The organism is Roseateles sp. (genome assembly GCF_046300915.1).
Classification (GTDB): Bacteria; Pseudomonadota; Gammaproteobacteria; order Burkholderiales; family Burkholderiaceae_C; genus Kinneretia.
This window is the reverse complement of the sequence record NZ_JBKCLH010000142.1, coordinates 1-16,704: the sequence shown is the minus strand read 5'-3', so window position 1 is coordinate 16,704 and position 16,704 is coordinate 1. Positions and strand designations below refer to the sequence as shown.

Genomic DNA, 16,704 nt, shown 5'->3' with positions numbered 1-16,704 from the left:
GGCCCAGCTCGCTGTGGCGCAGCACCAGAGCACCGGCCAGGCGCGGCGCACCCGGCTCGCCGCTCAGGCGCAGGGCCACATCCGACTCATGCTGGTGGGGCCCACGCTGCCAGCGCACCCGGGCCGCCAGACGCGGCGGCTCGCCGCGCAGGGCCAGCAGGTCCAGGCGCAGCTCGGGCTGGCGCTGCGCATCCACACCGCGCGGGCCCAGCAGATTGGCCCGGGTGCGCTGGCAGCGTGGGCCCCACCAGCATGAGTCGGATGTGGCCCTGCGCCTGAGCGGCGAGCCGGGTGCGCCGCGCCTGGCCGGTGCTCTGGTGCTGCGCCACAGCGAGCTGGGCCTGCAGCCCTTTGCCCTGCCCGGCGGCCTGCTGGCGGTGCAGGACGAGGTGTTGCTGGAGTTCGAGCTGCAGGCCGGGGGCTGATGCCGTGGGCTGAGGGCTGTGGCGCAATGACACAATCCCGCCATGCCTGCCGACACCGCGGCCCGCGTGGCCATACAGACCGAAGATTTCGACCTCAGCACCGAGACCGCCCGCCTGCGCGGCGCGGACGGGGAGGTGGGCGCCGTGGTCAGCTTTGTGGGCACGGTGCGCGACGGTGGCGGCAGCCTGAGCTGCATGGAGCTGGAGCATTACCCCGGCATGACCGAGGCGGCCATCGAGGCCATGGTGGACGAGGCCTTTCGCCGCTTCGAGATCCGCGCCGCGCGGGTGATACACCGCGTGGGGCCGCTGGCGCCCGGCGCCCAGATCGTGCTGGTGCTGGTGGCCAGCCGTCACCGCGGCCAGGCCTTCGAGGCCTGCGAGTTCCTGATGGACTATCTCAAGACCCAGGCCCCTTTCTGGAAGAAGGAGCACACGGCCGACGGCGCCCGCTGGGTGGATGCCCGCGAGAGCGATGACGCGGCCCTGGCGCGCTGGGGCATCGCCTCGGCCAACGCCGCCGCATCATGAGCTGGGCACCGGCCGTCGCCGTGGCCCTGGGCGCCGCTGCCGGGGCCCTGCTGCGCTGGCAGGCCGGCCTCTGGCTCAATGCCCGCTGGGCCGGTTTTCCCCTGGGCACCTTGCTGGTGAACCTGGCGGGCGGGCTGCTGATCGGCATGGCCCTGGAGTATTTCGGCCGCCAGCCCCATGAGCTGCTCAAGCTGCTGCTGGTCACGGGCTTTCTGGGTGGGCTCACCACCTTCTCGGCCTTTTCGGGCGAGTCCCTGGCGCTCTTGCAGCGTGGTCAGTTCGGCTGGGCCCTGGCGCACAGCGCGGCTCATGTGCTGGGCTCGCTGGGGGCGGCGGCTCTGGGCCTGGCACTGATGCGTTTGATCCTGCTCAAGCCCTGAATCATGCGGCGGTCTTGAAATCGCCGGGCAGAGTCCTATCTGCTCGCCAACGGAGGAACCATCCCATGCGAGTCGACAAGCTCACCACCCGTTTTCAGGAAGCCCTGGCCGAGGCCCAGAGCCTGGCCGTCACCCGCGACAACCCCTATATCGAGCCGGCCCATCTGCTCAGCGCCATGCTGGCCCAGGCGGACGGGCCGCGTGCGCTGCTGGAGCGTGCCGGCGTCAAGGTGCCGGCGCTCAAGGCGGCGCTGGATAGCATTCTGGCCGGCCTGCCCCAGGTGCAGGGCGAGGGCCAGCAGGTCCAGCCCAGCCGTGACCTGATCGGCCTGTTGCAGGCGGCCGAGAAGGAAGCCTCCAAGCGCGGCGACCACTACATCGCCAGCGAGATGTTCCTGCTGGTGCTGGCGGACGCCAAGAGCGATCTGGCCGGCATTGCCCGCGGCCATGGCCTCACCCGCAAGGGCCTGGAGGGCGCGGTGGAAGCCGTGCGCGGCGGCCAGAAGGTGGACAGCCAGGAGGCCGAGGGCCAGCGCGAGGCGCTGAAGAAGTACACCCTGGATCTGACCGAGCGCGCCCGCCAGGGCAAGCTGGACCCGGTGATCGGCCGCGACGACGAGATCCGCCGCGCCATCCAGGTGCTGCAGCGCCGCAGCAAGAACAACCCGGTGCTGATTGGCGAGCCCGGCGTGGGCAAGACCGCCATCGTCGAGGGCCTGGCCCAGCGCATCGTCAACGGCGAGGTGCCGGACTCCCTGCGCGACAAGCGCGTGCTGGTGCTGGACATGGCGGGCCTCTTGGCCGGCGCCAAGTTCCGGGGCGAGTTCGAGGAGCGGCTCAAGGCCGTGCTCAAGGAAGTGGCCGCCGACGAGGGCCGCATCATCCTCTTCATCGACGAGATCCACACCATGGTGGGCGCGGGCAAGGCCGAGGGCGCCATCGACGCCGGCAATATGCTCAAGCCGGCCCTGGCCCGCGGCGAGCTGCACTGCATCGGCGCGACCACGCTGGACGAGTACCGCAAGTATGTGGAGAAGGACGCCGCCCTGGAGCGCCGCTTCCAGAAGGTGCTGGTGGACGAGCCCACGGTGGAGGCCACCATTGCCATCCTGCGCGGCCTGCAGGAGAAGTACGAGGTGCACCATGGCGTGGAGATCACCGACCCGGCCATCGTGGCCGCGGCCGAGCTGAGCCATCGCTACATCACCGACCGCTTCCTGCCCGACAAGGCCATCGACCTGATCGACGAGGCCGCGGCCAAGATCAAGATCGAGATCGACTCCAAGCCCGAGGTCATGGACAAGCTGGACCGCCGCATGATCCAGCTCAAGATCGAGCGCGAGGCGGTCAAGAAGGAACAGGACGAGGCCTCGCAGCGCCGCCTGGGCCTGATCGAGGAAGAGCTGCTCAAGCTGCAGCGCGAGTACAACGACCTGGAAGAGATCTGGACCCATGAAAAGGCCCAGGCCCAGGGCAGCGCCCATGTGAAGGAAGAGATCGACAAGATCAAGTTCCAGATCGAGGAGCTCAAGCGCAAGGGCGACTTCAACAAGGTGGCCGAGCTGCAGTACGGCAAGCTGCCCGAGCTGGAGAAGCGCCTCAAGGAAGCCCAGGACAAGGAAACCGGCAAGGCCGCCGGCGGCGCGGGCCGCGCCCAGCTGCTGCGCACCCTGGTGGGCGCGGAGGAGATCGCCGAGGTGGTCTCGCGCGCCACCGGCATTCCGGTGTCCAAGCTGATGCAGGGCGAACGCGACAAGCTGCTCAAGATGGAGGCCAAGCTGCATGAGCGCGTGGTGGGCCAGGACGAGGCCATCGTGGCCGTGGCCGACGCCATCCGCCGCAGCCGCGCCGGCCTGTCCGACCCCAACCGGCCCCTGGGCAGCTTCCTGTTCCTGGGCCCCACGGGCGTGGGCAAGACCGAGCTGTGCAAGGCCCTGGCCGGCTTCCTCTTCGACAGCGAAGACCACATGATCCGCATCGACATGAGCGAGTTCATGGAGAAGCACTCGGTGAGCCGCCTGATCGGCGCGCCCCCGGGCTATGTGGGCTATGACGAGGGCGGCTACCTGACCGAGGCCGTGCGCCGCAAGCCCTATAGCGTGCTGCTGCTGGACGAGGTGGAGAAGGCCCACCCGGATGTGTTCAATGTGCTCTTGCAGGTGCTGGACGACGGCCGCCTGACCGACGGCCAGGGTCGCACCGTGGACTTCAAGAACACCGTGATCGTGATGACCTCCAATCTCGGCTCCCAGCACATCATGCAGCTGGCGGGTGAATCGGAAGAGGTGATCCGCGAGGCGGTCTGGGGCGAGGTCAAGAGCCACTTCCGGCCCGAGTTCCTGAACCGCATCGACGAGACAGTGATCTTCCACGCCCTGGGTGCGGAGCACATCAAGTCCATCGCCCGCATCCAGCTGGCCCAGCTCGAGGCCCGCCTGGACAAGCTGGAGATGAAGCTGGACGTCAGCGAGGAGGCCCTGGACGAGCTGGCCAAGGTGGGCTTCGATCCGGTGTTCGGCGCCCGGCCGCTCAAGCGCGCCATCCAGCAGCGCATCGAGAACCCGCTCTCCAAACTCATCCTGCAGGGCCTCTTCGGGCCCAAGGATGTGATTCCGGTGGGCGTGGAGGCGGGCGAGTTCAGCTTTGGGCGCGTGGTGCACTGAGGCCGGGACGCTGCTCCCGCGTGAGCAAGGCCGGCCCCGTGCCGGCCTTTGTTATTGGGGGGCTTCTAGAATCCGCCATCTCTTTTGCATGACGCCCTGATGAACCCGGTTCTGCGGGGCGGCTACTCGATGACGTCTGCTGCTCCCGTTGTGATTGTTGGCGCCGGTCTGGCCGGCCTCACCGTGGCCTTGCACCTGGCCGATCAGGTGCCCGTGGTGGTGCTGGCCAAGCGCGATCTGACCGAGGCCGCCACGGCCTGGGCCCAGGGCGGCATCGTGGGCGTGCTGGGCAGCGATGACAGCATCGACAGCCATGTGCGTGACACCCGCGAGGCCGGCGCCGGCCTGGTGGACGAGGCCACGGCCCGCTTCATTGCCGAGCGCAGCGCGGCCGCTGTGGCCTGGCTGGTGGCGCAGGGTGTGCCTTTCACGCCGGATGATGACGGCCCGCTAGGCCTGCATCTGACTCGCGAGGGCGGCCATGCGGTGCGTCGCATCGCCCATGCGGCGGACGCCACCGGCAAGGCCATCCATGACCAGCTGCTGGCGGCGGCGCGCGCGCATCCCAACATCACGCTGCGTGAGCGCTGGATGGCGCTGGACCTGATCACCTCGCGCCATGTGCAGCGCCAGGAGTCGCCGCGCTGCTACGGCATCTATGCCCTGGACATCGACGCCCAGCGCGTCGAGACCCTGGCCGCGCGTGCCGTGGTGCTGGCCACCGGCGGGGCGGGCAAGGTCTACCGCTACACCACCAACCCAGACACTTCCACCGGCGACGGCATCGCCATGGCCTGGCGCGCGGGCTGCCGGGTGGCGAATATGGAGTTCATCCAGTTCCACCCGACCTGTCTCTACCACCCGCAGGAGCGCAGCTTCCTGATCACCGAGGCCCTGCGCGGCGAGGGCGGTCACCTCAAACTGCCCGATGGCACGCGCTTCATGGCCGCACATGACGAGCGCATGGAACTGGCGCCGCGCGATATCGTGGCCCGCGCCATCGACTTCGAGATGAAGAAGCATGGCCTGGACCATGTGTGGCTGGATGCCACGCATCTGGGTGAGGCCTTCCTCAAGGCGCATTTCCCCACCATTCACGCGCGCTGCCTGGCCCTGGGCATCGATATCGCCAAGCAGCCCATTCCGGTGGTGCCGGCCGTGCACTTCACCTGCGGTGGCGTGGTCAGCGATCTGAGCGGCCAGACCGATCTGCCAGGCCTCTATGCCGTGGGCGAGACCGGCTATACCGGCCTGCACGGCGCCAATCGCCTGGCCAGCAATTCCTTGCTGGAATGCGTGGTGCTGGGCCAGACCTGCGCCGATCACGTCCTGGGCCAGGCCGAGCTGGCGCCCGCGCCCCTGCCGGCCTGGGACGAAAGCCAGGTGGAAGATGCGGACGAGCAGGTGGTGATCGCCCACAACTGGGATGAGTTGCGTCTTCTGATGTGGAACTATGTGGGCATCGTGCGCACCACCAAGCGCCTGGAGCGGGCCCTGCACCGCATCCATCTGCTGCGCGACGAGATCGAGGACTACTACGCCAACTTCCGCGTCAACCGCGATCTGCTGGAGCTGCGCAATCTGGTGGACTGCGCCGAGCTCATCGTGCGCTCGGCCCTGCTGCGCCACGAGAGTCGCGGCCTGCACTACAGCCGCGACTACCCACAGACCCTGCCGGTGAGCTTCCCCACGGTGCTGATCGCCGAGCGCAGCTGGCGCGGCGCTTGAGAGATACCGCGGCGCAAGGGCCGCGGCGCGGCATCGTCAGCCGCGGCTGCGCAGCGCGCTTCGGGCGCGCACGAAGTTGAAGGCGTAGCTCACCGCCTCGCGGATCGCGACATTCATCTCCAGGCGCTCGGACTCGGTGAGATAGAAGGCGAAGTCCACTTGGTGGCGGATGTAGCGCGGGGGCAGGCGGTTCAGGGCCACGCAGGCCACATCCACCAGCAGACCCTCGTTGCCGGCCACATCGGAGAAGTCGGCGGCTTGCGCCATCACCTCGTTGAAGACCTCGCGTTCGTGATGGTTGTGGAGGGAGGTGAAGTCGGTCATGGCGGAATGCTCCTGTCCTGGATGTCGGCGGCAACGATAAAGCGTTTATAGCCGCTGCAGATCACGAAAAACCATGCCCCGCCCCCGCATCTGCGCGCCACCGAACGCGAGCGGAGGCCGGCAGGCTCAGGCCGCCCCCAGATGCGGCTGCAGGCCCGGGGCCTTGCCGGCCTTGAGGGCGGCGGTGAAGTCCAGCATGCGGTCGATGCAGGCCTTGGCCTGGGCGCGCACCGGCTCCTCCACCTGGATCTCGCCCAGGCCCTGCTCCAGGCAGTCCACCACGCCCTGCAGGCCGTTCATGGCCATCCAGGGGCAGTGGGCGCAGCTCTTGCAGGTGGCGCTGTTGCCGGCGGTGGGCGCTTCGATCAGCACCTTGTCGGGCGCCAGCTGGCGCATGCGGTGCAGGATGCCGTTGTCGGTGGCCACGATGTATTCACGGGCCCGGCCCTCGACCACGGCCTTGATCAGGGCCGAGGTGGAGCCCACCACATGGGCCTTGTCCACCACGCTCTTGGGCGACTCGGGGTGGACCAGGATCATGGCATCGGGGTGCTGCTCGCGCAGCAGGTCCAGCTCCAAGCCCTTGAACTCGTCGTGCACGATGCACGCGCCATTCCACATCAGCATGTCGGCGCCGGTCTGCTCCTGGATGTAGCGGCCCAGGTGGCGGTCGGGCGCCCACAGGATCTTCTCGCCCTGGGCCTTGAGGTGGGAGACGATCTCCAGCGCGCAGGAGCTGGTGACCATCCAGTCGGCCCGGGCCTTCACCGCGGCGCTGGTGTTGGCATAGACCACCACCTTGCGGTCCGGGTGGGCGTCGCAGAAGCGGGCGAACTCCTCGGCCGGGCAGCCCAGGTCCAGGGAGCAGGTGGCGTCCAGATCGGGCATCAGCACCCGCTTCTCGGGGCTGAGTATCTTGGCGCTCTCGCCCATGAAGCGCACGCCGGCCACCACCAGGGTCTGGGCCGCATGGTCGCGGCCGAAGCGCGCCATCTCCAGGGAGTCCGAGACGATGCCGCCGGTCTCCAGGGCCAGGTCCTGCAGATCGCCGTCTACGTAGTAGTGCGCCACCAGCACGGCATTGCGGGCCTGCAGCAGGGCGGCCGCGCGGGCCTTGAGTTCGCGACGCTGGCTGGGGTTCAGCGGGGGCGGGACCTTGGCCCAGGCATGAGCGGTGCAGCTCTCGCCCGTGGCGTCCTGGCGTGTGTAGTCGAAAAGAACCTGGCTCATGGCCGGGATTTTAGGCGCCGCGCCGCGGTGGCCGCCGGGGCAGGGGCTTGTGGATCAGGCCTCGGCGAAGAAGCGGCTGGGCGGCATGCCCACGGTGCGCGTGACCATGGCCGTGAAGGCGCTGGCGCTGGCATAGCCCAGCTCGGCCGCGATCAGGTTCATGGGGGTGTGGCGCGCGGCCATGGACAGGGCATGGGCCAGCAACACCTGGCTGCGCCACTGGGTGTAGCCGGTGCCGAGTTGCTCACGGAACAGGCGCGAGCGGGTGCGCTCGCTGGCGCCCACCTCGCGCGCCCATCCGCTCAGGCTGGCGTGGCGCGCCGGGGCTTCGATCAGGGCCTCGCAGAGCCGACGCAGGCGCTTGTCGCGCGGCAGGGCCACGCCCAGCTGCAGGCTGCGCGCGCGGCGCAGCTCGTCCACGATCAGATGGTCGATGCAGCGTTCGCGCTCGGCATCGGCGGGCGTTTCGGGCTGGGCATCGGGATCCACGGTCAGCTGCAGCACCAGCTCGCGCAGCAGGGGCGAGACCTCCAGCACCCGGCATTGCGACCAGGGCGGCTGTGTGCTGTCCAGCTGGCTGGCATGCAGATACAGGGTGCGCAGATCGGCCTGCTCGATGGCCGTGACCGCATGCACCACGCCCGGTGGAATCCACACCGCCCGCGAGGGCGGCACGATGAAGGTGCAGGCCAGCAGGGCTTCGGCATCGTTCGGCGCATTGAGGGGCGCGCCGACGAGGCTGCGCTGCTCGGCGCTGACACGCACCGCCCCGGCCATAGAGAAGACGAGCTGGGCCCAGGCATGGTGGTGGGGCTGGATGTCCATGTTGTGCGCCATGAGCCGGGCCTTGCCACGCAGCGGGCGCTCGGGGCTGGGGGCAAAGCGAAGCGGGTCGGCGGGCGGCAGGCTGGTGCGGCGCATGGGAGTCACTTTCGGTGGGTTTGGCGCAAATGCGATAGACCCTGTCGAACTATCGTAACTCCGTCGGCGTGGGGGCGCCTACATTGAGCCCATGAACACACAAGCACTCACACAAGATGCCCGGGCGCAGGCGCGCCGCGACTACGGCACCATCAGCCTCATCGGTCTGGCGCATGGCTGCTCCCACTTCTTTCACCTGCTGCTGCCGCCGCTGTTCCCGGCCTTCATCCGCGACTTTGGCCTGAGCTACTCGGAGCTGGGCCTGCTGGTCACGGTGTTCTTCATCATCTCCGGCCTGGGTCAGGCGCTGGCGGGCTTTGTGGTGGACCGCATCGGCGCGCGCCCGGTCTTGTTTGCGGCCATGATCTGCTTTGTGCTGGCCTCGCTGGCGGCTGGCCTGGCCGGTGGCTTTGCCGGCCTGGTGCTGGCCGCGGCCCTGGCCGGTCTGGGCAACTCGCCCTTCCATCCGGCCGACTTCACCATTCTCAACAAGCGCGTCTCCCAATCACGCCTGGGCCATGCCTTCTCGGTGCATGGCATCAGCGGCAATCTGGGCTGGGCCCTGGCGCCGGTCTTCTCCATCGGCATTGCCGAGGCCACGGGCAACTGGCGCCATGCCTATCTGGGCACGGCCCTACTGGCCCTGGCCGTGCTGGCCCTGCTGTGGTGGCAGCGCGCGGCGCTGGATGACCGGCAGGGGCAATGGGCCCATGCCGCCAAGCATGTGCAGGGCGCGCCCCAGGAGCACCCGCTGGCCTTTCTGCGCCTGCCCTCGGTCTGGCTGTGCTTCAGCTTTTTCTTCTTTACCACGGCGGCGCTCTCGGCCATCCAGAGCTTTGCCAGCCCGGCCCTGGGCCAGATGTATGGTCTGCCCCTGTCCATCACCGCCTATGTGGTGACGGGCTATATGCTCGCCGGCGCCGCAGGCATGGTCGCGGGCGGCTTTCTGGTGGCCCGGGTACAGCGCCTGGAGCGCACCATCGCCCTGGCCATGGCGGCCGCGGCCCTGCTGCTGCTGCTCACCGCCTCGGGCTGGCTGCCCCCGCTGCTGGCCTTGGGCCTGACGGCGCTGGCGGGCTTTGGCACCGGCCTGGCCGGTCCCTCGCGCGACATGCTGATCAAGCGCGCCGCGCCCCCGGGTGCCACCGGCCGCGTCTATGGCACGGTGTACTCGGGCCTGGATCTGGGCTTTGCCCTGGCTGCGCCCATCTTCGGCGCCCTGCTGGACCGCGGCCATGCGGCCGGGGTCTTCAGTGGCGCGGCCCTGGCGCTGGGGCTGGGCATAGGCTCGGCCGCGCTGGTGGGCCTGAGCATTGTGCGGCGCGGCGCGGCGCAGCCGGCATGAGGTCCGGGGCGACAGGCCGAGCGTCGTTTCAACGCCCCTGGCCCCCAGGGGCCGCCCCCATGCCGATCTCGCTCAAGGCTGGCTACAGTCGGGCGGCATGAGCCTATCCATCCCCCGTCTTGCCGGCCACGCCCTGGTTGAAGCCCTGATCGCCCAGGGCGTGACCGATGTCTTCGGTGTGCCCGGCGAAAGCTATCTGGCCGTGCTGGACGGCTTTCACGAGCACCGCGAGCAGGTCCGCTTCATCGCCTGCCGCCAGGAGGGCGGGGCGGCCTTCATGGCCGAGGCCCAGGGCAAGCTCACGGGCCGGCCCGGCATCTGTTTCGTGACCCGCGGCCCGGGCGCCACCAATGCCAGCATCGGCCTGCACACCGCCTTCCAGGACAGCACGCCGATGATTCTCTTCATCGGCCAGGTGGCCAGCGACCAGCGCGACCGCGAGGCCTTCCAGGAGCTGGACTACCGCCAGATGTTCGGCCCCGGCACCTTGGGCATGGCCAAGTGGGTGGGCGAGGTGCAGGACGCCGACCGCCTGCCCGAGTACGTGGCGCGCGCCTTCCACACCGCCCTGCAGGGCCGGCCCGGCCCCGTGGTGCTGGTGCTGCCCGAGGACATGCTGACCCGCGCCACGACGGCCCCCGTGCTGCCGCGCGTGCGCGCCGCCGAGGCCGCGCCCACGCCCGCCGCCCTGGTCGAGCTGCGCGAGCGCCTGGCGGCCGCCCAGCGACCGCTGCTGATCGCCGGCGGCGGTGGCTGGACGCCCCAGAGCACGGCCGCGCTGCAGCGCTTGGCCGAGGCCTGGCAGCTGCCGGTGGGCTGCGCCTTTCGCTTTCAGGACCTGTTCGATAACGCCCACCCCAACTACGCCGGCGATGTGGGCATAGGCATCAATCCGAAGCTGGCGGCGCGGGTGCGCGAGGCCGATCTGATCCTGGCCCTGGGCCCGCGCCTGGGCGAGATGACCACCAGTGGCTACACGCTCTTGCAGGCGCCGCGCCCGCAGCAGCAGCTGATTCACATCCACGCCGGGCCCGAGGAACTGGGCCGTGTCTATGCGGCGGATCTGATGATCAATGCCAGCATGGGCTGCGCCGCCTCCGCGCTGGCCGAGCTGCCGCCGCCCGACGACATTCCCTGGCGCGACTGGACGCGCCGCGCCAATGCCGACTATCTCGCCAACCGCCAGCCCACGCCGGTGAGTCCGCTGGACATGGCCGAGGTCGTGCGCCAGCTCGCCACGGGCCTGCCCGCGGGCACGATCTTCACCAATGGCGCCGGCAACTACAGCGGCTGGCTGCACCGCTTCCATGCCTACACGGCCTTGCATCAGCATGGCCGCAGCCAGCTGGCGCCCACCAGCGGGGCCATGGGCTATGGCCTGCCGGCGGCCGTGGCCGCGGCCCTGATCCAGCAGCGCTGGGTGGTCAATATCGCTGGGGATGGCGATTTCCTGATGAACGGCCAGGAGCTGGCCACGGCCACCGGCTATGGCGCCCAGCGCCTGATCTCGGTGGTGGTGGACAACGGCACTTACGGCACCATCCGCATGCACCAGGAGCGCGAGTACCCGGGGCGTGTCTCGGGCAGCGATCTCTTCAACCCTGACTTCGCCGCCCTGGCCCAGGCCTATGGCTGGCGCGCGGCCCGCGTGGCGCGCACCGAGGACTTCGAGCCCGCGCTGCGCGAGGCCCTGGCCCACCCCGAGCAGCCCACGCTGCTGCACCTGAAGCTGGACGCGGATGTGTCGACCAGCCGCAGCACGCTCAGCGCCATCCGCGCCGCCGCCGAGCAGCGACGGGCGGGCGTTTAGGCCTGGCGTGGCGCGAACATGATGATGGCCATGCCGGCCAGCGCCACCAGACCGCCGATCAGGTCCCAGCTCGTGGGGCGTATGCCGTCCACCAGCCAGAGCCAGCCCAGGGCGGTGAAGACGTAGACGCCGCCATAGGCCGCGTAGACCCGACCGGAGGCCGTGGGATGCAGGGTCAGCAGCCAGGCGAACAGCGCCAGACTCAGTGCGGCCGGCAGCAAAAGCCAGGCGCTCCTGCCTTGCTTGAGCCAGAGATAGGGCAGGTAGCAGCCCACGATCTCGGCGATGGCGGTGACGAGAAACAGGGCGAGGGTCTTGAGATCAAACACGGTATCAGGGCACGGGACGACTGAAGCACAGCGGGCGGTATGCAACGGTAGCACCGCTGGCGCCCACCCCCTCGGCGACAATCCCGTCATGCAAGACATTTCCTTTGAACTGCGCGGCGAGTACATCGAACTGGACAAGCTGCTCAAGGCCACGGGCCTGGCGGACAGCGGCGGCTACGCCCGCATGATGATCACCGAGGGCTTGGTGCGGGTGGATGGCCAGGCCGAGTCGCGCAAGACGGCCAAGATTCGCGCCGGCCAGCGCGTGCAGCTGCAGGGCCAGCCCGCCATCCTCGTGCAGGCGCCCCAGGGCTGATAACCTCGCCGGGTGAGCCCCCCGGGGCTCATCGTTTCGCGTTCACGCACGGAGCCCCTCGATGAGCCTGTTGCCTCTCGCCTTCTCGACCTGCGATCTCTGCGATGCCCACAAGGGCGATGAGAGCGGGGCCTTCCGGGTTCTGCCCGGCGGCCTCTACCGCAGCTATGGTGGGCATGTGGACTTTGCCGGGCCTGTCGCCACGGTGCGCTGCCTGGAAGACAACAGCCTGGTCAAGCAGGCCGTGGAGTCGCCGGGCCAGGGCCGGGTGCTGGTGGTGGATGGCGGCGGCTCCATGAAACGGGCTCTCTTGGGCGGCAATCTGGCGGCTGCGGCGGCCAAGAACGGCTGGGCCGGTCTGCTGATCCACGGCTGCGTGCGCGATCTGGCCGAGTTGCGCGAGACCGAGCTGGGCATTCTGTCCCTGGGCCATATGCCCCTGCCCACCGAGCGGCGCGGCCAGGGTGTGGCCGATGTAGCGCTGCAGATCGGCGGCGGTGTCTGGGTGCGGCCCGGTGACTGGCTTTATGCCGATGAGGACGGCACCGTGATCTCGGCGCAGCGCCTGCACGGCGGCACGCTCTAGCCGCCTTGATCGACCTCAGCCCCGGCCCTGCAGCACCGGCCCGCCGCTGGTGAGGAAGTTGCCGCCGCCCAGATGGTGCAGGGCGCGGTGCGCGGGGGGCAGGTCTTGCCAGTGGCCATCCTTGAAGGCCCAGTCCTCGGCCCAGGCGGCGACGACCTCGGCCAGGAAGAGGTCGTAGGTCTGCTGGTTGTGCGGCTCGGGGTAGATGCGGCATTCCAGCCAGGCCAGGCAGCCCTCCACCAGCGGGGCCTGAACCTGGCTGGCGGGCGCGGTGGCGATGCCGTAGTGGGCGAACTTGTCCATGTCGCGGCCGGAGTGCTGACCCACGCCGCTGACCAGATCCACCTGGGCCGCGCAGGGCACGGCCAGCACGAATTCGCCCGAGGCCTCGATCAGCGCGCGGGTATAGGTGCTTTTGTCGATGACCACGGCCACCTTGGGCGGGCTGAAGTCCAGCGGCATATTCCAGGCCGCGGCCATCACATCGCGCCGCCCGCCGTGCGCACTGGCCACGAGCACCGTGGGGCCATGATTCAGCAGGCGTGAGGCCTTGGAGAGCTCGACCGGAACTCTCAACGCAGCACCGTCAGCAGGCTGTCCAGCCCGCCGCTATTGATGGCCACCATGGCCTGCTCGCGCACCTTGGGTTTGGCGCAGTAGGCCACCGAGAGGGCGGCGGCGCCCATCATGGGCAGGTCGTTCGCGCCGTCGCCGACCGCAATGGCCTGGGTGGCGGCGTCGGCGCCGATCTCGGCGCAGCAGGCCAGCAGCATGCGGCGCTTTTCCTCGCCGTCGCAGATCTCGCCCCAGGGCTGCATCACTAGGCCACCGGTCAGCGCGCCCTGCGCGTCGAACGCCAGCTCATTGCTGCGCACAAAGTCCATGCCCAGCTCGGCCGCCACAAAGCGGGTGAAGAAGGTGAAGCCGCCCGAGACCAGCAGCAGCTTGCAGCCGGCGGCCTTGAGCGCGGCGCAGAGCTCGCGCGCACCGGGGTTGAACTGCAGGCGCTCAGTCAAGACCTGCTCTAGCGCTGACCTGGGCACGCCCTTGAGCAGGGCCAGGCGGCGGCGCAGGCTGTCCTTGAAATCGGTGATCTCGCCGCGCATCGCGGCCTCGGTGATGGCCGCCACCTCGGCCTTCTTGCCCGCGGCGGCGGCGATCTCGTCGATGCACTCGATATTGATCAGGGTCGAGTCCATGTCGAAGGCCGCGATGCGGAAGTCCGCCAGGCGCAGCGGCGGCGTGAAGCCCTGGGTGACGAGGGCGGGCAGGGCTGCGGTGTCGGTGTGCGGGTCGTTGTGGGCAGTCATGGGGTTCAATCCAGCCAGTTTTCAAGGCTCAGGCCCGGCACGCGGGCGAACTCGGCATCGCCACTGACCAGGGTGGCGCCCAGGCTCAGGGCGTGGGCGGCAATCAGGGTGTCGTGAGGGCCGATGGGGGTGCCGGCGGCTTCGAGCTGGGTGCGCAGGGTGGCGTAGGGCGTCGCCACGGCGCCATCAAGCGGCAGCACGGTGATGAAGTCCATCGCCTCTTCATATCGCTGCTGCAACCTGGGGTTGCTCTTGCGCTGCAGGCCGTAGCGCAATTCGTACTGCACCAAGACGCTGGTGCAGATTGTGGCCGCTTGGCTTTCGCCTTGTAGCTGCAGCAGGCGCTGCATGGCGGCGCCAAGCGGGTAGCGCATCAGGTGCGAAATGACGTTGGTGTCCAGCAAATACAGGGAAGCGCTCCTGACGCTCATGCGTCTGGCTCTTCAAGAATGATGTCGTCCAGCGGCAGCAGGCCTTCATCCACATCGGGGAACTCGTCGTCAATCGGTCCCTCTTTGGCCCAGCGGTCCAGCAGGGCCAAGAGCGCCGCCGGCGAGCCCTTTTCGTACCGGGGCTTGACGGGCTCGATGATCAGGCGCTCACCCTCACGTCGCATCACCGCCTCCTGGCCAGGCAGCTCAAACTCCTTGGGGATGCGCACGGCCTGATTGGCCCCGTTGCGGAACAGGCGCACATGCCGCGCGCCGGCTTCGGCAGCGCCGGGCGCTGTATCGGACGTTGCATAGGCAGGCGATATTTCTTTGGCGTCTGGCATGGCGGACTCCCGGCGGGCAAGTATCTTTGAGTCTAGCCTATGCTGCGGCATATGCCGGGTGTTTTGGCCTCAGGCGTTCGGCCCGTGGTCGCGCTCAAGCCCGGATCAATCCTGCCTGATCGGCTGCCCCAGCAGGCGTAGCACCTCGCGGATGGCTTGCGCCCGGTCCTTGGGATCGCTGAGCGCCTTGTCGATGCGCAGCTTGTCATTGCCCACCAGCTTGATATTGCGGTTCTTCTGCACCAGCTCGATGACGCGCATGGCGTCAATGGGCGGGTTGGGGCGGAAGTTGATGTTCATGACCGTGGGCGCGGCATCGATCTTGAGCACGCCGTAGGGCTTGGCCAGCACTCTCAAGCGGTGGGTGTCGAACAGGGTTTGGCCCTGCGCCGGCAGCTTGCCGAAGCGGTCGGTGATCTCCTCCAGCATGGCGTCGATCTGCTCGCTCTTCTCGGCCGTGGCCAGGCGCTTGTAGAGCGAGAGCCGCACATGCACATCGCCGCAGTAGGCGTCGGGCAAGAGGGCGGGGGCGTGCAGATTGATCTCGGTGGTGGCCGAGAGCGGGGAGAGCAGGTCGGGCTCGCGGCCGGCCTTGAGCTCGCGCACCGCCTGCGAGAGCATGTCGTTGTAGAGCTGGAAGCCCACTTCCATCATGTTCCCGCTCTGGTTCTCGCCCAGCACCTCGCCGGCACCGCGGATCTCCAGATCGTGCATGGCGAGATAGAAGCCCGAGCCCAGTTCCTCCATGTTCTGGATGGCCTCCAGGCGCTGGGCCGCCTGCTTGGTCAGGCCCTCCACATCGGGCACCATCAGATAGGCATAGGCTTGGTGGTGGGAGCGGCCCACGCGGCCACGCAGCTGGTGCAACTGGGCCAGGCCGAACTTGTCGGCCCGGCTGATGATGATGGTGTTGGCGCTGGGCACATCGATGCCGGTCTCGATGATGGTCGAGCACAGCAGCACATTGTGTTTGCCACCCACGAACTCGCGCATCACCCGCTCCAGCTCGCGCTCGGGCATCTGGCCGTGGGCCACGACGATGCGCGCTTCGGGCAGCAGCTCCTCGAGCTTTTGCTTGCGGTTCTCGATGGTCTCGACCTCGTTGTGCAGGAAGTAGACCTGGCCGCCGCGCTTGAGCTCACGCAGCACGGCCTCGCGGATCACGCCGGTCATCTCGGTGCGCACAAAGGTCTTGATGGCCAGGCGGCGCTGCGGCGCGGTGGCGATCACGCTGAGGTCGCGCAGGCCTTCCAGGGCCATGCCCAGGGTGCGGGGGATGGGCGTGGCGGTGAGGGTGAGCACGTCCACCTCGGCGCGCATGGCCTTCATCGCTTCCTTGTGGCGCACGCCGAAGCGGTGCTCCTCGTCGATGATGAGCAGGCCCAGGCGCTTGAACTTCACATCGCCCGAGATCAGCTTGTGGGTGCCGATCACGATGTCGATGCTGCCGTCCGCCAGGCCTTCCATCGCGGCCTTGATCTCCTTGCTGGAGCGGAAGCGGCTCATCTCCGCCACCTTGACCGGCCATTTGCCGAAGCGGTCCGCGATGTTCTGGTAATGCTGCTCGGCCAGCAGGGTGGTGGGGGCCAGCAGGGCCACCTGCTTGCCGCCCATCACGGCCACAAAGGCGGCGCGTAGCGCCACCTCGGTCTTGCCAAAGCCCACATCGCCGCAGACCAGGCGGTCCATGGGCTTGGGCGAAATCATGTCCTGGATCACCGCATGGATGGCGGCGCGCTGGTCCGGCGTTTCCTCGAAGCCGAAGCTGGCGGCAAAGGCCTCGTAGTCATGCGGCGAGTAGCGGAAGGCAAAGCCCTCGCGCGCGGCGCGGCGGGCGTAGAGGTTGAGCAGCTCGGCCGCGGTGTCGCGCACCTGCTCGGCCGCGCGGCGCTTGGCCTTCTCCCATTGCCCGGACCCGAGCCGGTGCAGTGGCGCCTCCTCGGCGCTGACGCCGGTGTAGCGGCTGATCAGGTGCAGCTGGGCCACCGGCACATAGAGCGTGGCCTTGTCGGCATAGACCAGGTGCAGGAA

Annotated in this window: 19 protein-coding genes; 9 read left to right on the top strand and 10 right to left on the bottom strand. The window is 68.8% G+C overall.

All coding sequences use genetic code 11. The features are described from left to right. The coding region (locus ACK5F2_RS11030) for a hypothetical protein (protein WP_409864648.1) at nt 1-196 on the bottom strand (196 nt) is incomplete at its 3' end. A 67-nt stretch (nt 197-263) separates the two neighbouring features. Here ACK5F2_RS11030 and ACK5F2_RS11025 point away from each other — a divergent pair. From ACK5F2_RS11025 to nadB, 5 genes are all read left to right on the top strand, one after another. Next, nucleotides 264-425 carry a hypothetical protein gene (locus ACK5F2_RS11025; protein ID WP_409864647.1) on the top strand — a complete coding sequence of 54 codons (162 nt, stop codon included), beginning with the start codon at nt 264-266 and terminating at the stop codon, nt 423-425. A 42-nt stretch (nt 426-467) separates the two neighbouring features. Beyond that, nucleotides 468-956: a molybdenum cofactor biosynthesis protein MoaE gene (locus ACK5F2_RS11020; RefSeq protein ID WP_409864646.1), complete on the top strand. Its 489-nt coding sequence runs from the start codon at nt 468-470 to the stop codon at nt 954-956. Then, nucleotides 953-1,336 (top strand): fluoride efflux transporter CrcB, encoded by a 384-nt coding sequence (gene crcB / locus ACK5F2_RS11015; protein ID WP_409864645.1) that lies wholly within the window; start codon nt 953-955, stop codon nt 1,334-1,336. Before ACK5F2_RS11020 ends, crcB begins: the two co-directional genes overlap by 4 nt. Nucleotides 1,337-1,401: 65 nt before the next feature. Then, nucleotides 1,402-3,999, top strand: a complete 2,598-nt coding sequence (gene clpB, locus ACK5F2_RS11010; RefSeq protein WP_409864644.1) for an ATP-dependent chaperone ClpB — start codon at nt 1,402-1,404, stop codon at nt 3,997-3,999. 99 nt (nt 4,000-4,098) lie between these two features. Continuing rightward, nucleotides 4,099-5,727 (top strand): L-aspartate oxidase, encoded by a 1,629-nt coding sequence (gene nadB / locus ACK5F2_RS11005; protein WP_409864642.1) that lies wholly within the window; start codon nt 4,099-4,101, stop codon nt 5,725-5,727. A 36-nt stretch (nt 5,728-5,763) separates the two neighbouring features. Here the strand turns inward: nadB and ACK5F2_RS11000 are convergent, their stop codons facing one another. From ACK5F2_RS11000 to ACK5F2_RS10990, 3 genes are all read right to left on the bottom strand, one after another. Then, nucleotides 5,764-6,051 carry a late competence development ComFB family protein gene (locus ACK5F2_RS11000; RefSeq protein WP_409864640.1) on the bottom strand — a complete coding sequence of 96 codons (288 nt, stop codon included), beginning with the start codon at nt 6,049-6,051 and terminating at the stop codon, nt 5,764-5,766. A 126-nt stretch (nt 6,052-6,177) separates the two neighbouring features. Next, nucleotides 6,178-7,281 carry a quinolinate synthase NadA gene (nadA, locus tag ACK5F2_RS10995; RefSeq protein WP_409864639.1) on the bottom strand — a complete coding sequence of 368 codons (1,104 nt, stop codon included), beginning with the start codon at nt 7,279-7,281 and terminating at the stop codon, nt 6,178-6,180. Nucleotides 7,282-7,335: 54 nt separating this feature from the next. Beyond that, nucleotides 7,336-8,202 (bottom strand): AraC family transcriptional regulator, encoded by an 867-nt coding sequence (locus ACK5F2_RS10990; RefSeq protein ID WP_409864638.1) that lies wholly within the window; start codon nt 8,200-8,202, stop codon nt 7,336-7,338. 91 nt (nt 8,203-8,293) lie between these two features. On the opposite strand from ACK5F2_RS10990, the gene ACK5F2_RS10985 reads away from it, so the two are divergent. Then, on the top strand, nt 8,294-9,547 hold the full coding sequence (locus ACK5F2_RS10985; RefSeq protein ID WP_409864637.1) for an MFS transporter: 1,254 nt from the start codon (nt 8,294-8,296) through the stop codon (nt 9,545-9,547). Nucleotides 9,548-9,644: 97 nt separating this feature from the next. Next, on the top strand, nt 9,645-11,357 hold the full coding sequence (locus ACK5F2_RS10980; RefSeq protein WP_409864636.1) for a thiamine pyrophosphate-binding protein: 1,713 nt from the start codon (nt 9,645-9,647) through the stop codon (nt 11,355-11,357). Here the strand turns inward: ACK5F2_RS10980 and ACK5F2_RS10975 are convergent. Beyond that, complete coding sequence (locus tag ACK5F2_RS10975) at nt 11,354-11,686, bottom strand: YnfA family protein (RefSeq protein WP_409864635.1); 333 nt, start codon at nt 11,684-11,686, stop codon at nt 11,354-11,356. The genes ACK5F2_RS10980 and ACK5F2_RS10975 overlap by 4 nt on opposite strands. A gap of 88 nt (nt 11,687-11,774) precedes the next feature. Between ACK5F2_RS10975 and ACK5F2_RS10970 the strand changes: the two genes are divergently transcribed. Both ACK5F2_RS10970 and rraA read left to right on the top strand, forming a co-directional pair. After that, a complete protein-coding gene (locus ACK5F2_RS10970; RefSeq protein ID WP_409864634.1) occupies nt 11,775-12,002 on the top strand; it encodes an RNA-binding S4 domain-containing protein in 228 nt (75 codons plus the stop codon). A gap of 61 nt (nt 12,003-12,063) precedes the next feature. Further along, complete coding sequence (gene rraA / locus ACK5F2_RS10965) at nt 12,064-12,588, top strand: ribonuclease E activity regulator RraA (RefSeq protein ID WP_409864633.1); 525 nt, start codon at nt 12,064-12,066, stop codon at nt 12,586-12,588. A gap of 15 nt (nt 12,589-12,603) precedes the next feature. Here rraA and ACK5F2_RS10960 read toward each other — a convergent pair whose 3' ends face one another. The 5 genes from ACK5F2_RS10960 to mfd form a co-directional block, all read right to left on the bottom strand. Beyond that, nucleotides 12,604-13,164, bottom strand: coding sequence for a flavin reductase family protein (locus ACK5F2_RS10960; RefSeq protein ID WP_409864631.1), 561 nt, complete (start codon nt 13,162-13,164; stop codon nt 12,604-12,606). Next, the gene (gene serB, locus ACK5F2_RS10955; protein WP_409864630.1) at nt 13,161-13,898 is read right to left on the bottom strand and encodes a phosphoserine phosphatase SerB; all 738 of its coding nucleotides are present in this window, start codon (nt 13,896-13,898) and stop codon (nt 13,161-13,163) included. The genes ACK5F2_RS10960 and serB overlap by 4 nt, the downstream gene beginning before the upstream one ends. A gap of 5 nt (nt 13,899-13,903) precedes the next feature. Next, complete coding sequence (locus ACK5F2_RS10950) at nt 13,904-14,329, bottom strand: type II toxin-antitoxin system VapC family toxin (RefSeq protein WP_409864629.1); 426 nt, start codon at nt 14,327-14,329, stop codon at nt 13,904-13,906. Further along, nucleotides 14,326-14,673 (bottom strand): antitoxin, encoded by a 348-nt coding sequence (locus tag ACK5F2_RS10945; RefSeq protein WP_409864627.1) that lies wholly within the window; start codon nt 14,671-14,673, stop codon nt 14,326-14,328. The genes ACK5F2_RS10950 and ACK5F2_RS10945 overlap by 4 nt, the downstream gene beginning before the upstream one ends. A gap of 105 nt (nt 14,674-14,778) precedes the next feature. Next, nucleotides 14,779-16,704: transcription-repair coupling factor (gene mfd / locus ACK5F2_RS10940; RefSeq protein WP_409864626.1), on the bottom strand; the 1,926-nt coding region annotated here is incomplete at its 5' end.